At 70.8% G+C, this 14,728-nt stretch carries 9 protein-coding genes; 1 reads left to right on the top strand and 8 read right to left on the bottom strand.

All coding sequences use genetic code 11. From position 1 onward, the window contains the following. Positions 1 to 13 precede the first annotated feature (13 nt). Together ACZ58V_RS15030 and proB are read right to left on the bottom strand one after the other, a co-directional pair. A complete protein-coding gene (locus tag ACZ58V_RS15030) occupies positions 14 to 472 on the bottom strand; it encodes a hypothetical protein (RefSeq protein ID WP_468190491.1) in 459 nt (152 codons plus the stop codon). 134 nt (positions 473 to 606) lie between these two features. Then, positions 607 to 1,713 (bottom strand): glutamate 5-kinase, encoded by a 1,107-nt coding sequence (gene proB / locus ACZ58V_RS15025; RefSeq protein WP_328418128.1) that lies wholly within the window; start codon positions 1,711 to 1,713, stop codon positions 607 to 609. A 316-nt stretch (positions 1,714 to 2,029) separates the two neighbouring features. Here proB and ACZ58V_RS15020 point away from each other — a divergent pair, with 316 nt between their 5' ends. Then, positions 2,030 to 4,066, top strand: coding sequence for a hypothetical protein (locus ACZ58V_RS15020; RefSeq protein WP_468190493.1), 2,037 nt, complete (start codon positions 2,030 to 2,032; stop codon positions 4,064 to 4,066). Between the two features lie 78 nt (positions 4,067 to 4,144). Here the strand turns inward: ACZ58V_RS15020 and ACZ58V_RS15015 are convergent, their stop codons facing one another. The 6 genes from ACZ58V_RS15015 to ACZ58V_RS14990 form a co-directional block, all read right to left on the bottom strand. Further along, on the bottom strand, positions 4,145 to 5,353 hold the full coding sequence (locus ACZ58V_RS15015; protein WP_471290304.1) for a glycosyltransferase family 2 protein: 1,209 nt from the start codon (positions 5,351 to 5,353) through the stop codon (positions 4,145 to 4,147). A gap of 206 nt (positions 5,354 to 5,559) precedes the next feature. After that, positions 5,560 to 7,656: a hypothetical protein gene (locus tag ACZ58V_RS15010; protein ID WP_471290688.1), complete on the bottom strand. Its 2,097-nt coding sequence runs from the start codon at positions 7,654 to 7,656 to the stop codon at positions 5,560 to 5,562. Positions 7,657 to 7,858: 202 nt separating this feature from the next. Next, positions 7,859 to 9,355: a bifunctional cytidylyltransferase/SDR family oxidoreductase gene (locus tag ACZ58V_RS15005; protein ID WP_189723548.1), complete on the bottom strand. Its 1,497-nt coding sequence runs from the start codon at positions 9,353 to 9,355 to the stop codon at positions 7,859 to 7,861. Between the two features lie 568 nt (positions 9,356 to 9,923). Beyond that, positions 9,924 to 11,471 (bottom strand): alkaline phosphatase D family protein, encoded by a 1,548-nt coding sequence (locus ACZ58V_RS15000; RefSeq protein WP_471290302.1) that lies wholly within the window; start codon positions 11,469 to 11,471, stop codon positions 9,924 to 9,926. Between the two features lie 168 nt (positions 11,472 to 11,639). Next, entirely contained in the window at positions 11,640 to 13,130 is a 1,491-nt protein-coding gene (locus ACZ58V_RS14995; RefSeq protein ID WP_468189684.1) for a VCBS repeat-containing protein, read from the bottom strand. Beyond that, positions 13,127 to 14,626, bottom strand: a complete 1,500-nt coding sequence (locus ACZ58V_RS14990; RefSeq protein WP_468190497.1) for a VCBS repeat-containing protein — start codon at positions 14,624 to 14,626, stop codon at positions 13,127 to 13,129. The genes ACZ58V_RS14995 and ACZ58V_RS14990 overlap by 4 nt, the downstream gene beginning before the upstream one ends. Between the last annotated feature and the right edge of the window lie 102 nt (positions 14,627 to 14,728).

The following is a 14,728-nucleotide window of genomic DNA, read 5'->3' as shown; positions in this document are numbered from 1 at the left end:
CCCCTGGACCAGGTCAGAACGGGTGAACTCCGACCGGGGACGCCGGTGGCGGTCCGTACCCCTCGGCGACGCGCTGGTGGTAGGTCGCGCGGTCGATGACCTCCAGGCCGACGATCTCCCAGGGCGGCAGCCCGGCGGTCTGCCGGTGCTCGCCCCACAGGCGCAGGGCGACGGCGGCAGCGTCGTGCAGGTCGCGGGCCTCCTCCCAGTAGCGGATCTCCGCGTGGTCGACCGCGTAACGGCTGGTCAGGAGGAAGGGGTGGTCGTGGGCGAGCTGTTCCAGGGCGCGCCGGACCTCGGTGAGCGGGGCCTCCCGGCCGGAGACGCTGAGGGTGACGTGCCACAGGCGCGGGATGTCCCCGGGGTCCTCGCCCTGGAACCGGTCCCCGGCCGCCACACTGGTCAGGGCGCGCTCGTCACCGGCCGCGCGGGAGCCGGCACCACCACGGGACGCCGTGGCCCCAGGGCGCACTCGTCTCACGACGGCCTCCTTTGCACAGTGGTGCTCCTGCGGAATATTGCCCTGAGACAAAGTTCAGCAGGCCGCAAGGGATCGCGTGGCGGTTTTGCGGAACGTCCACCACCGGGGGCGGATGTTTCGGCCCATTACGGGTGGAGGACCACCAGGTCGTCCCTGTGTACGACCTCGCGTTCGTAGGCGGGGCCGAGTTCGCGGGCCAGTTCGCGGGTGGAGCGGCCGATCAGCCGGGGGATCTCCTTGGCGTCGAAATTGACGAGCCCGCGGGCCACCGCCCGGCCTGTGCCGTCCCGCAGCTCGACCGGGTCGCCGGCGCTGAACTCGCCCTCGACGGCGGCGATCCCGGCCGGCAGCAGCGACTTGCGGCGGTCCACGACGGCCTGGACGGCACCGTCGTCCAGAGTCAGCGCGCCCTGCGGGGTGGAGGCGTGCTGGAGCCACAGCAGCCGGTCGGCGGAGCGCTTTCCGGTGGGGTGGAAGTGGGTGCCGGTGTCCTGGCCGGTCAGGGCGTCGGCCGCGTGGATGGCGCTGGTGAGCACGACGGGGACACCGGCGGCGGCCGCGATCCGGGCGGCCTCGACCTTGGTGACCATGCCGCCGGTGCCGACGCCGGCCTTGCCCGCACTGCCGATCTCGACGTGCGCGAGGTCGGACGGCTCGCGCACCTCGGCGATACGGGAGGTGCCGGGCCTCGCGGGGTCGCCGTCGTAGACGCCGTCCACGTCGGACAGCAGGACCAGCAGGTCGGCGTGGACGAGGTGGGCGACCAGGGCGGCGAGGCGGTCGTTGTCGCCGAAGCGGATCTCGTCCGTGGCGACGGTGTCGTTCTCGTTGACGATCGGGAAGGCGCCCATCGCGAGGAGCTTGTCGAGGGTGCGTGAGGCGTTGCGGTGGTGGGCGCGGCGGCTCATGTCGTCGGAGGTCAGCAACACCTGGCCGACGCGGACGCCGTAGCGGGCGAAGGAAGCGGTGTAGCGGGCGACGAGCAGGCCCTGGCCGACGCTGGCGGCGGCCTGCTGCCGGGCGAGGTCCTTGGGACGGCGGCGCAGGCCCAGCGGGGCGAGGCCGGCGGCGATGGCGCCGGAGGAGACGAGGACGATCTCTCGCTCGCCCCCGCTGCGGACCTTGGCGAGGACGTCGACCAGCGCGTCCACACGGTCCGCGTCCAGGCCGCCCGAGGCGGTGGTCAGCGAGGAGGAACCGACCTTGACGACGATTCTGCGGGCCTCGCCCACGGCCTGCCTTGCCCCTGCCACGTCCCCGTCCGCCCCTCGCGTCGATTCGGTCCCTCACCAGGAAATCTACGGGACGGCGAGGCGAGGCGCGGCGCCGGTCCACGCTACGGACGGTGCCGCCCGCGTCACGGACGACGGCCGTACGCAGATCCCCCCACCCCAAGACAGGAACGTGATCTTCCGCTACGGTCCGACGACACAGCGGGCCGACAGGCCCCCTACGCTCCGGCGACACGCGCGTGTCGTCAGGAGGTCGCCACGCGTTAACCCGGACGGCCGACCTGCGCCGACACCCGACGCTCCTGGAGTGACCGCAGTGCCCGTACCTCTTCCCCGTCCACCGGCCCTGCTGAAGGGGCTGGTCACCGTCGTCCTGGCCGCCGCGTTCGTCGCTCAGGCGGTCGCGGCGCTGTTGCCCCACGTACCGCTGCTGCTCGCCGCGACCGCCGTCTCCCTGGCCGCCGAGGGCGCCCTGTACCGGTGGCAGCGCGAGGTGCTGTCGCTGTTCGCCAAGTCGCACGCGGACATCACCGTGCGGCACGTCCTGCGCGATCTGCTGCTGGTCGTGGGCCTGCTGCGGCTCGGCGAGCAGGACCGGGAGACGGTGTACGCCCCGCTGGTGGCCGGGCTGCTCGCCTTCTACGTACTGCACTGCGCGATCCAGGCGGTCTCCGTCCTGGTGCGCCGTACCCGCACCCTGCCGGTGGTGACCCGGAACATCGACGCCTCGGTGCTGCGGCTGTCCCCGGCCCCGGCCGTGCTGCTGCGCCGCCCCGGCCACCGGCTGCTGGCGTTCGGCCTGCCCGCGACGGCCGGGCTGCTGGCCGCCGCGCCGGGCGACGAACCGGTGTACGCGGCGGCGGGCATCGCGCTCTCCCTCGCCCTCGCGCTGACCGGCCTCGGCGCACTGCTGCTCCGGTTGCTGCCGGGCCGCCGCCCGGCCGGTGAGCAGGAGGTGCTCGAGTGGTTCGACGCGTGGCTGGCCGCGTACCGGCCGACCGTCGGTCTGTACTTCTCCGGCGGCGCCGCCTCGGCCTACCAGGCGAACATGTGGCTGGAGCCGCTCGCGCAGGTGGACGGCAGGCCGGTCATCGTGCTGCGCGAGCGGTTCATGGTGCAGAAGATCGCGGCGACGGACATCCCGATCGTCTGCCTGCCGAAGGTGTCGACGCTGATGCGGCTGGAGCACTCCACGCTGCAGGTCCTCGTCCACCCGTCGAACTCCGGCAAGACCTCCCAGGTGCTGCGCATCCCCACGATCAAGCACACCTTCGTCAACCACGGCGAGAGCGACAAGCTGTCCTCGTGCAACCCGTACGCGAAGGCCTACGACGAGGTGTGGGTGGCCGGGCCCGCCGCGCGCGAGCGGTACGCGCTGGCCGAGGTGGGCGTCGAGGACAAGGACGTGGTGGAGACCGGCCGCCCGCAGCTGGACGCCGTACGGCCGTACGCGGGTCCGCCGGCCGGTGCGTGGACGACCGTCCTGTACGCGCCGACCTGGGAGGGCTGGGACGGCAACCCCGGCAACACCTCGGTGATCGCGGCCGGCGAGAACCTGGTGCGGGCGCTGCTCGCCGACCCGGGCGTGCGGCTGCTGTACAAGCCGCATCCGCTGACGGGGTCGGTGGACCCACGCGCGGGCGCGGCCGATCTGCGGATCCGGGAGCTGATCCGGGCGGCGAACCGGGAGCGGACGGGGGCGCGCCCCTCGGGCGCCGCCGGACTCGACCGTCTCACACGGGAGTTGGACCGCCTCACCACCGCCGATTTCCGCGCCGGGGCCGACACGGTGGAACGCATGCGGGTGCAGTCGGCGCCGGAGCCGGGCCGGGCCGAGGCGGTGGCGCGGGCGACGGCGGCCTGGGAGGAGGCGTACTGGGCGTCGCTGCCGGAGGGTGAGCACCAGATCATCACGGACGTCCGGCCCGCGCTGTACTCCTGCTTCGATGTGGCCGACCTGCTGGTCAGTGATGTGTCGAGCGTGATCAGCGACTTCCTGGCGAGCGAGAAGCCGCACGCGGTGGCGAACACCAGCGGGCTGAGCGAGGACGCGTTCCGTACGGCGTTCCCGACGGTGGCGGCGGCGACGGTGCTGTCGCCGGACGCCGACGGGGTGCCTGCCCTGCTGGAGGCGGTCCGGCACCCGGAGAAGGACGAACTGGCCGAAGCGCGCGCCGCGTTGAAGCTGCGTCTGCTGGGCCCGGCCGAGCCGTCGTCGCAGGAGCGTTTCAACACGGCCGTACGGGAGCTGTGCGAGACGGCCCGGGACCACCGGGCACGGGTGGCGGAACGACTGACGGCGGAACTGCCCGGCCAGCGCACGGAGACGACGCTCCCGACCGCACCGCGCTGAGCGACCGCACCGCGCCGAGCGGCGGTACGGGCGGGACGAACGCGGGGGCCGTGCGAGAGCCGGCCCCCGCTTCCGCGTTCACGCCGCCGACCGCACCTCACGCGACGTCAGCACCCGCCGTGCCTTGCGTACCGCCCGGCGTACGAACGTGTGGGCGCCGCCCTCGCGGTAGCCCGGGAAGGCCCGGGCCTCGCGCGGCTCGGCGAGGTACACCGAGTCGGGGATGCCGGCGGCGCGGTCGCGGAAGTGCGGGTAGGCCAGGTAGACGCGGCGGCCCTTCCGCTCCAGGAGCGCCGCCGCCTGCTTCTTGGCCTTGACGAACTTCACGACCTCGATGAGGAGTTCGGGCCGCTGCTCGGCTACCAGGTGCAGCCGCAGCCGCTCGTGGACCCTGAGGCGCTGGGCGGCGCCCTCGGTCCAGTGGGCGTCCAGCAGGGGCTTGGCCAGCTCGAACTTGTGCCGGCGGATCTCCTCGCTGTCCGTGAGGTACTTGGGCCCGAACTGCGGCAGCAGCGTGACCAATAAGGGCCGGAGCATCAGCTGGTCGCGCCGGTCGCCCGCGGGGACGTGCTCGGCGATGAGGTTCATCAGGGCCCGCGCGGAGTCGAACCGCAGCGTGTAACTGCCGCTCTTGGTCACGTGCTTGCCGTCGTCGCGGCCGACCAGGTAGTAGCAGGTGTGGTCGGCGACCACGGAGACGCCGTTCGCCCGGAGGTAGGCCTCCATGGTGAACAGCGCGTCCTCTCCGGTGAACAGCGACTCGTCGAACCGCATGCCGTGCCGGTCCAGCAGCTCGCGGCGGAACAGCTTCTGCGCGCTGAGCGTGAACTTGATGTTGGAGGAGAAGACGTCGGTCCGCTCCACCGTCTTGCCCCACATGGACTTCGGCGCGGAGCGGTTGACGCCCTCGACCTTGCCGAGGACGACGTCCGTGCCCGCGCGGTCGGCCATGCCGACCATCCGCTCCAGGGCCTCGGGGCCCAGCCGGTCGTCGGCGTCGAGGAAGAAGACGTAACGCCCGGTCGCCTTGGACAGGCCGACGTTGCGCGGGCCGCTCGGGCCGCCGGAGTTCTCCTGCCGGATCACCAGGACGTGCATGGGAGCGCGCTCGGCGAACTCCTCCAGGTACTCCCCCGTGCCGTCCGTCGATCCGTCGTCCACCGCGATGACCTCGACGCGCTCTGGATCGATGGTCTGTGCCTCGACGGACGAGAGGCACTCGATCAGATACGGCATCGCTTCGTACGCCCCGATGATCACACTCACATCAGGCTGCGCAACGGTCACGTTTCCCCCTAGTCAATGAGATATTCCCCCCGTATCGCCTCATTCGCTACTTGGTAGACGGGTGATCGAGGCAAGCGGTTGCCTCGCACGCACGTGTTAGTGGGATACGTCACACAATGAATTGACAGGCAGCGGGCACACGAAAGGGCTCGGCCCCCGAGGAAGACGTTCCTCGGGGGCCGAGCCCTGAATCAGGCTGGGGCGGGTCAGCCCGCGCCGACACCGTCCGTGTCACCGGCCGCGGTCGCCCGCTGCCCGGGCACGGCGTTCGCCAGCTCGGCATCGGCCTCGGCATCCACCTCGGCCAGGGCGGCCGCCACCCGTGACTCCTGGCCGACGTTGCGCGTCTCGGCCTTGAGCGCGAGGTCCGCGACCGCGGTGTTGAACTGGACGAGGGAGGTCGGCTCGTCCGGGCCCAGCAGGTACTGCTTGAGCTCCTTGCGGTCCTCGGCCAGCGGATCGGCGGCCCGGTCGCGGACGGCGCCGAGCAGCTCGCCCAGCTCGGCCGCGCTGTTGGACAGGATCACCGCGGCGCGCACCGCCGTGTTGTTCCGCTTGAACTCCTCGACGCCCACCTCGGCGGAGTCCGTGACCGCGTACGGCTTGCCGCTGGCGATGAAGTCGGAGACCACGCTGGAGATGTCGGAGACCATCGCGTCAGAGACGTTGAAGCAGTCGTACAGCCGCGGGTCGGCGCCGGTGATGACGCGGTGCTCCCAGGCGGGGAAGGAACGCCAGTAGGCGTCGTTCCACTCGGCGCGCAGCCGGGCGACCTCCTCGTGCCGGGCGACGTCGACCAGCCCGTCACGGGTGGCCTCGGCCTCGTCGCGCCGCTCGCCGCCGGAGCCGGACAGCTGCGCGAGCCGGGCCTCGATACGGGCCAGCTCGGTCTTGGCGTCGGCCTGTACGGCCGTGTCGGCGACGAAGCGCGTGTCGATGGCGCGCTCGGCGGCGGCCTTCTGCACCAGGGCGACGATCCGCCGGTGCGCGGCGCCGGCCTCCTTGCTGACGTTGCCGGTGAACGGGTGCGGCTTGTACAGGACGCGGACCGGCGGGTCGGCCTGCACGAGCTGCTTCACGATGTTCTCGCCGGCCAGCACGACCGAGGTGTTGCCCGGGTTGCCGTCCCAGCCCTCCCAGGTGGGGGCGTACAGGACGGTCGGGATCCGGCCGTCGGGCACGCCCTGCCAGGTCTGGATCGGGGCGAGCTGCGGGCGGCCGACCTCGACGATGTCGTCGTCGCGGACACCGACGTCGGCGATGGCGTAGCGGTCGCGGCCCGCGCGGCCCGCCGTCCACACCTCGTCGTAGACCTTGCTGTACGGGTTGACGCTGGCGAGCTTGTCGCTGTCGCCGTGGCCGATGAAGACGTGCTTGATCGTGGGCACGCGCAGCATGTGGATGTTCTTGCCGACGTTCGCCGCGTAGAGCGCGACGCGCACCGTGGACAGGTCCATGTTCATCAGGTGCACCCCTCCGGGCACGCAGATGACGGGGACCGTGGTGGGCGCCAGGTTGTTCAGGATGGCCCGCTCACGCAGGATGATCAGCGGCTTGGAATCCAGGTTCTCCATGGTGTCCAGCCACATGTTGACCTGGTAGGCCGAGTCCTTCGAACCGGAGAAGTACAGGACCGTCTCCGGCTGGTACTCGCCCAGCCAGTCGTCCACGGCGGCCAGGACCGTCTCGGCCTTCGGCGGGATCTTCCGGCCGCGCACGAGCGGCACGAGCGCCAGCACGTAGAGCGTGCCGAGTGCGACCGTGATGCCGATGCCGACGAAGCCGACGAGGGCGGACTTCACCTGCGCGGCGAGCAGGACGCCGGCGACCGCGAAGAGGTCGATGTGCAGCATCTTCTCGGCGGAGCGGTGCAGCAGCTTGCGCGGCGGGGCGTCCGGGATGCGGATCCGCGACTTCAGGTCGACGTTGCGGGTGGCGACCGGCATGCGCCGGCGGTTGCGGATCAGCTGGACCAGGGCGCCGTGCGGGGCCTGAAGACCGTAGAAGGCGATGAAGCAGGCGATCGCCCCGTAGTAGATCAGGTTGTCCGCGAGGGACAGCCGGGCCAGCAGCAGGACGAGGAGCAGCTGCCTGATCAGGAAGCGGATCGAGAGGCCGGCCCGCACCTTGCTGAGGCGGTTGATCAGATAGCTGCCCTTGCGGTGCAGATAGTGGTCCGCCAGGTACGTCACGGCGGCCGCTGCCGCGAAGGCGGGAACGCTCGGGACGAGCGCGGCCAGCATGAGGGCGGGGTAGCCCGCCATCATGAGGACCGCCGCGGCCAGCTGGGCCGCACTGCCCACCCGGGCGACGCGAATAGCGGTGGATATCACGGAGAAACCTGCTCTTGGGAGGGGTGTGCCGGTCTGGTTCGGAATTGCGGCTGGTCTGTGAATATTCGCGGGACGGTATGGATTCAGGCCCCTGCGAACACTCCTGTCGACGAACTTCGTGAACAGGAGAGCGCAGAGGCCTGAATTACCGGGGTCTATTTGGCGCCAATTATTACACGCCGTCCTGCCGGTCCAGAACCGTGGCGAGCGCCTGCTCGAAGCCGGACGCCCGGGCCGCGCCGGCCGTCGGGTCCTGCTGGCGGACGTCGATGACGTGGCCGGTCAGCTCGGACAGCAGCACGTCGAGCGAGGTGCGGGCCACGGCCTCGGAGGACAGCAGGGAACCCGAGGGCTCCTGGCCGAAAGCCTTGGTGCGCATGGGGGTGGCGGTGCGCTCGGGGTTGATGCAGTTGACGCGGACGCCGTCACCGGCCCACTCGTCGGAGAGGGCCTGGGTGAGGTTCACCATGGCCGCCTTGGTCGAGGAGTACAGGCTGTACTCGGCGCGACCGCGGGTGTAGCTGCTGGAGGTGTACAGCAGCAGCTGGCCCTTGGTCTCGGAGAGGTACTTGTACGACGACCGGGCGATCTGCACCGGGGCCAGGTAGTTGACCTTCAGCGCCTCCTCGATGGTGGCGTTGTCGGTCTCGGCGAGCTTGCCTATGCGCAGCACGCCCGCGGTGTTGACCACGTAGTCGATCCGGCCGGTCTCGGCGTACGCCTTGGACAGGGCGTCGTCGACCTCCTCCGGGTTCTCCACGTGGGTGCCGGTGGTGGAGCGGCCCAGCGCGTAGACCTTGGCGCCGTAGGACTCGGCGAGCTCGCCGATGTCCTTGCCGATGCCGTAGGAGCCGCCGAAGACGACCATGGTCTTGCCGGTGAGGAGCTCGCGGTAGGCCTCCTCGGAGACCTGCTCGGGCGCGGCGGTCGAGGCGAGCTGGAAGAGCTTGTCGGCGATGAAGACGTCGACGGGCTGCGTGACCTTCATGTTGTACTCGTCACCCGCGACGACGTGGATCGGCACGTCCGGCAGGTACTTGAGCACGACGGAGCAGTCGTCGGTGGCCTGGAAGTTGGGGTCGTTCGAGGCGACCTCGTAGGCACGCTTGATCGTGGACAGCTTGAAGGCCTGCGGGGTCTGGCCTCGGCGCAGCCGGGAGCGGTCCGGGATCTCGGTGATGAACTCGCCGTCCTCGCCGTGCGTGCGCGTGACGATGATGGTGTCCGCGGACGGGATGGCCACGTCGACGGCCTGGAAGCGCTCCAGGGCGACGACGCAGTCGTCGATGACGCGCTGCGACAGCAGGGGGCGCACGGCGTCGTGGAAGAGGACGTTGGCGTCCTCGCCCTCGGCCAGGCCCTCGCCCAGCGCGGCGATGGCGCGCTCGGTGGTCTCGTTCCGCGTGGAGCCGCCCTCGATGACCTTCGAGACCTTCTTGAATCCGGCCTTCGCCACGATCTTCTCGATGTCGGGCACGTAGCCCTGCGCCATCAGCACGATGACGTCGTCGATCGAGTCGGCGTTCTCGAAGGTGGTCAGCGTGTGCTCGATGACTGCCTTGCCGGCGATCTTCAGCAGCTGCTTGGGGATCGACAGACCCACGCGCTGACCGGTACCACCAGCCAGGATCACTGCGGTGGTACGGGGCTTGGCTATGTGCTGGGACACAGGTGACCTACCTCGGGGCAACAGGGAACTTGGAAATGGTCCCACTTGTGGTTACCGCAGTGCAAGGTGAGCGACCTTCGCCACATATGTGCGCGCAACCTGTCATTCACCTGGGAGTGCCGGTGATTGGTGAGACGACTCCGTGAACGCCCTCGAAATGCGCTGTGAGTAACTCCACAGGAGCACAGCGACGTCGGAGCCGCGTGGGACAGCGGCGGCCGGGGGCCTTCACCAGTTCCTCGGACGATGTCTGGGACGATGTCTGGTGCACGGTACGCGCCTTGGCGGTGCCGCGTGGCGCCCGATCGCCGTGTCAGTCGTCACGGACCGGTGACCGCGGGCCGGTCTTCACCTTCCCGGGCACGGGACGGCACGCGTTCTTCATAAGCGTCGTCGCGGACAAGTCCCGAATACCGCCCGTCCGGCCGCCCATTGCCGCGGAATTCACGGTAAAGATTGCGCAGCATTTCGGTCTCGGTCGGAGCAAGAGAGCCATTCGCCGGGTGCGGAACGCACGCGATTCGGCCCGGGACTCGTCGAGTCCCGGGCCGAATCGCACGGAAAGGGGTCAGACCACCTCGACGCCCGGCCGGCCCGCCTCGACCCGCAGCGTCGCCACCGTGCTCGGTGTCGAGGTCGGCTGCCGTACGGTGTCGACCACCCTCACCTGCGCGTCGATGCCGTCACGGCGGACGTCGAAGAGGTGGTAGCCGCGGTGCGCGTCGAGCAGCTTCCAGTGCGGGTTGTCCGGGCGCCGCGGGTCCCACTCCTTGCGGAACGCCTCCTGGTCCTGGTCGCCGTTGCTGGAGATGGAGGTACCGACGAACTCGGCGCCGACGACCGCGGAGTCCGGGTCGGCGTAGTCCTCCCTGAGGTCGCTGATCATCGTCAGGTGCCGGTCGCCGGAGAGCACCACCGGGTTGCGGACCTGCTTGAACTCCTGGAGGAACGCGTTGCGTTCGGCCTGGTAGCCGTCCCAGGCGTCGTAGAACCAGAGCTTGCCCTCGCCGACCTTGAGGTCCGTCTCGGCCATCATGATCTGGGAGGCGATCAGGTTCCAGCGCGCGGGCGAGTCCTTGAGCCCGTCCAGCAGCCACCGCTTCTGCTGCGCGCCCAGCATGGTCAGCGACGGGTCCTGCGCCCCGGCCTGGCTGGTGGCCTGGTCGCTGCGGTACTGCCGGGTGTCCAGGACGTTGAGCCGGGCCAGGCGGCCGAACTCCAGGCGGCGGTGCATCCGTATGTGCGGGCCGTCCGGGACGGCGGTGGCGCGGACCGGCATGTGCTCGTAGAACGCCTGGTAGGCCGCGGTCAGCCGGGCCACGAACGCGTCGTGCGGCTGCTTGTCGGGGTCCTGCGGGATCTCGCCCGCGAAGTCGTTGTCCACCTCGTGGTCGTCGAAGCTCACCACGAAGGGCGCGTTCGCGTGCATCGCCGCGAGGTCCGGGTCGGTGCGGTACTGGGCGTACCGGTTGCGGTACTGGACGAGGCTGAAGGGCTCACCGGTGCCCTCGTGCCGTCGTACGCCCGTCGCCGAGGGCGTGGACTCGTAGATGTAGTCGCCGACGAAGACCACGACGTCGGGGTCCTGATCAAGCATGTCCGCGTATGGCGTGAAATAGCCGTGCTGCCAGTTCTGGCAGGACGCGAGAGCCATGCGCAGGGAGCCACCGGAGCTGTGGGGGTGGGGCGCGGTGCGGGTGCGGCCGGTGGGCGAGAGCTGCCCGCTGGTGCGGAAGCGGTAGTAGTACGCACGGTCCGCGCGGAGCCCGCGTACGTCCACGTGAACGCTGTGCCCGTACTCGGGCCGTGCCTGGGCGGTGCCGCGTCGGACGAGCTTTCTGAACCGGTGGTCCTCCGCGAGCTGCCACTCCACCGGCACCACCCGGTCGGGCATGCCCCCGCCGTTCAGCGGGTCGGGGGCGAGCCTGGTCCACAGCACTATGCCGTCCGGCAGCGGGTCGCCGGAGGAGACGCCGAGGCTGAACACACCGTCGGGGAGCGGCGTCTCGGCCGCGCGGGCGGCGGCCGGGAGCCACAGTTGGGCGGAGGCGGCGGCGCCGAGCACCGCGGCGCCGGCGGTCAGAAAGCGGCGTCGGTCGGGCGATCCTGCTGTCATCGGCTGACTCCCTTACCTCGCTGGCCACATGGACTCTGGGAAGCTTCACGCTCGCGGGCGACCCGCCCGCTGAACGCCGGGGTTCACGTACATGACAACTAAGCAGACAAAAAGAGACTCGCCGCCAGCATCGGAACAAGCCGTTGCTGGGGCGAGTCTGACAGGTGATCAGCCGGAGAAGCCGGTGCCGAGCCGGGCGTCTGTGGCGGTGGTGCCGAGGAGGGTGTTTCCGAAGGTCGTGGTGCCGTTCGGGCTCACGACGGTCGTCGCTCCGGACCGGAAGTACCAGACGGACCCGGCGTTGCCGTTCTCCCCCGGCGCGCCGGCGGCCAGGTCGGCCAGGCCATCGCCGTTCGCGTCGGCGAGGTGGACGGCCTTGCCGAAGGTGTCGCCCTTCTCTGCGGCACCCGGCACGTTGGGCGTGTTCTGCGTGACCACCTGGGCGCCGGTGCCGGTGAGCCCCTTCGCGGTGCCGCGCAGCACGACGACCGCTCCCGCGTCGGCCACACTGCCCAGGTTCTCCCCGGGCAGCCCGGTCGCCACGTCCGGATAGCCGTCGCCGTTGACGTCGGCGACTCGGACATCGGTCCCGAAGCCGTCGCCCGCCTCGGCGCTGCCGGGCACCCCGGGGCTGTCCTGGTTGAGGTGCGTGGCCCTGGTGCCGTCCGGTCCGTTCGAGGTGCCCGGGATCCAGGTGACCCGGCCGCCCTTGGCGGCGGGGGTGTCGAGGTCACTGTCGTACCCGGTGACGGCCCTGCCGACCACGATGTCGTCGACGCCGTCCTGGTCGACGTCCCCGATGTCGAGGTTCTCGCCGCCCTGGATCCGGTAGCCGTCGGCGCCTTCCACGGTGACGTACGGCTTCAGTCCCTGCCGGGAGCCCGGCCAGTACACGACCCGGCGGGCGTCCCACTCGTCGCCGTCGTTCTGGGTGGCGGCGACGTCCGTGACACCGTCGCCGTCGACGTCGCCGGTGGCCAGGTCGAGGATCCGGCTGTCGAACTCGTCCTTCAGGACCTGCTCGCCGTGGGCCGTGGAGCCGTCCCGGGAGAACGGGCCCTTCAGCACCCGAAGATCGTGCTGGTCCTGCACGGTCACCAGGTCCTCGGCACCGTCGCCGTCGACGTCCCCGAGGACCAGACCCGCCTGATTGTTGATCCCGTCGTACTCCTTGCCCGTGGCCAGTACCGCACCACCGGACAGGCCCTTGGGACCGCCCCACAGGACCTCGACCAGCCCGGATTCGGCACCGCCGTCGGTCGTGTCCTCGCCGCCGACGCCCACGACCAGGTCCGCGTATCCGTCGCGGTCGAGGTCGGCGGTGTCGAGCGCGCCGCCGAACTCGTCGTTTGTCTCGGCGCTGCCGGGCACACCGGCCGTGTTCTGGCTGAACACCTGCCGCTTCGTCGTGTTCAGCCCGTTCGCCGTGCCGTAGATGACGGCGACGTAGCCGGCGCCCTTCTTGCCGCCGACGGTCGCGGTCGGGGCGGCCACGGCGAGATCCGCGTAGCCGTCGCCGTTGAAGTCGTCGCGCGGACGCTCGGCGGCAGCGGGTGCGGCGCTCACCGGCGCGGCGGGGACGGCCAGTGCGCCCGCCAGGAGGGCGACGCCGGTGGCGAGGGCGAGTCGGCCGCGGTGGGACCGGAGCCGGGCGGTCATCGGGCGAAGCCCGAGCCGAGGGCGGAGCCGCCCGCGACCGTGCCGAGGGTGCCCGCGCCGAAGCTGACCGAGCCCGTGGCGGTGGGCGCGTTGACGGGGTTCGGGAACGCCCAGACTCCTCCGTCCCGGTTCTCGCCGGTCGCACCGGCGAACAACTCGGCCCGGCCGTCGCCGTTGACGTCGAGCAGCTTGGTGTCGGCGCCGAAGAAGTCGTTCTGCTCCACGTCGCCCGGGACGTTCTTGGTGTTCTGGCTGATGCTGTAGGAGCCGTCACCCGTCAGCCCGGACCTGCCGCCCTTCAGAACGGTGATCTGGCCGGCCGCGTACACCTCGCCGATACTCTCGATCGGGCTGCCGGTGGAGACGTCCGCGTATCCGTCGTTGTTGACGTCGGCGACCGAGATGCCCCGGCCGAAGCCGTCGCCCCACTCCGAAGCGCCGGGCACGTACGGGGTGTCCTGCGTGAGGATCGTCGTACGGGAGGTGTCGGGTCCGTCGGCCGAGCCGTACACGACTCCGATCTGACCACCCTTGAGCTGCGGTTCGACCTCGACCTCACCGGAGCCGTCGACGGGCCGGCCGATGACGAGGTCGCCGTACCCGTCCTTGTTCACATCGCCGATGCCGAGGCTCTCGCCGCCGCGCATCCGCGTGCCGTCGGCGTTCTTCAGCGGGGCCGGGGCGCTCAGGCCGTCCGGGGTGCCCTTCAGGTAGACGGCACGGCGGTGCCTGTAGTCGGGGTCGTGCATGTCGTCGTTGTTGCGGTCGTGGATGAGGGCGACCAGGTCCGTGATGCCGTCGTGGTCGACGTCGCCGGCGGCCACGTCGTCCGTGAAGTACTCGGCCTCGAAGGCGAGGGTCCGGCTCTTCGCGGCGCCGGTGGTGCGGTCGAACGGCCCGGACAGCAGGCGGTTGCCGGTGGCGAGGTCCAGGTTGCCGTCGCCGTCGAAGTCGCCGAGCGCCGGGGTCTTGGCGTCGACCCGGTCCTCCTCGGTGCCGGTGGCGACGGCCGTACCGCCGGACAGTCCCTGCTTCCCGCCCCACAGCACGGCGAGCGTGCCCGCGGCGATGACCTCCCCGACGTCCTCGCCCGGGGCGCCCACGACCAGGTCGGCGTAGCCGTCGCCGTCCAGGTCACCGGCGGCCAGACCGTCGCCGTAGTCGTCGTTGGTCTCCGCTGCACCGGGTATGCCCGGGGTGTCCTGGCTGAGGACCTGCTTGTGGGTCAGGTCGAGGCCCTTGGCCGAGCCGTACACGACAGCCACGTACCCGGCCTGGGCCTGCCCGCCGACCTTGCCGCGCGGGGCGGCGACGGCCAGATCCTGGTAGCCGTCGCCATTGAAGTCGTCGTGGAGCTTCGTCGCGGCGGACTCGGCGGCGCCTGCATCGGTGGCGGCGTGCGCGGCCACCGGGGCGGTGACGGCGGCAACGACGGCGATCGCCGCCGCGACTCCGATGCCTCGGCCGATCCCGCGCTTGCTCGTGGACTGGGGCACGTACGTCAACTCCGTTGATCGTATGGGCAGTTACTGCACGGCGAGGAACAAGATCCTCATCCGCTCTGCCCTGTACGACACCCCGGAGAACGACTTGGTTGC

The organism is Streptomyces sp. NPDC040589 (assembly GCF_055594445.1).
This window is presented reverse-complemented; position numbering and strand designations above follow the sequence as displayed.

What these genes read in the sequence shown, in the direction of transcription:
- ACZ58V_RS15000 (WP_471290302.1), bottom strand. Translation starts at nt 11,471, where the DNA reads ATGACAGCAGGATCGCCCGACCGACGCCGCTTTCTGACCGCCGGCGCC.
- ACZ58V_RS14995 (WP_468189684.1), bottom strand. Translation starts at nt 13,130, where the DNA reads ATGACCGCCCGGCTCCGGTCCCACCGCGGCCGACTCGCCCTCGCCACC.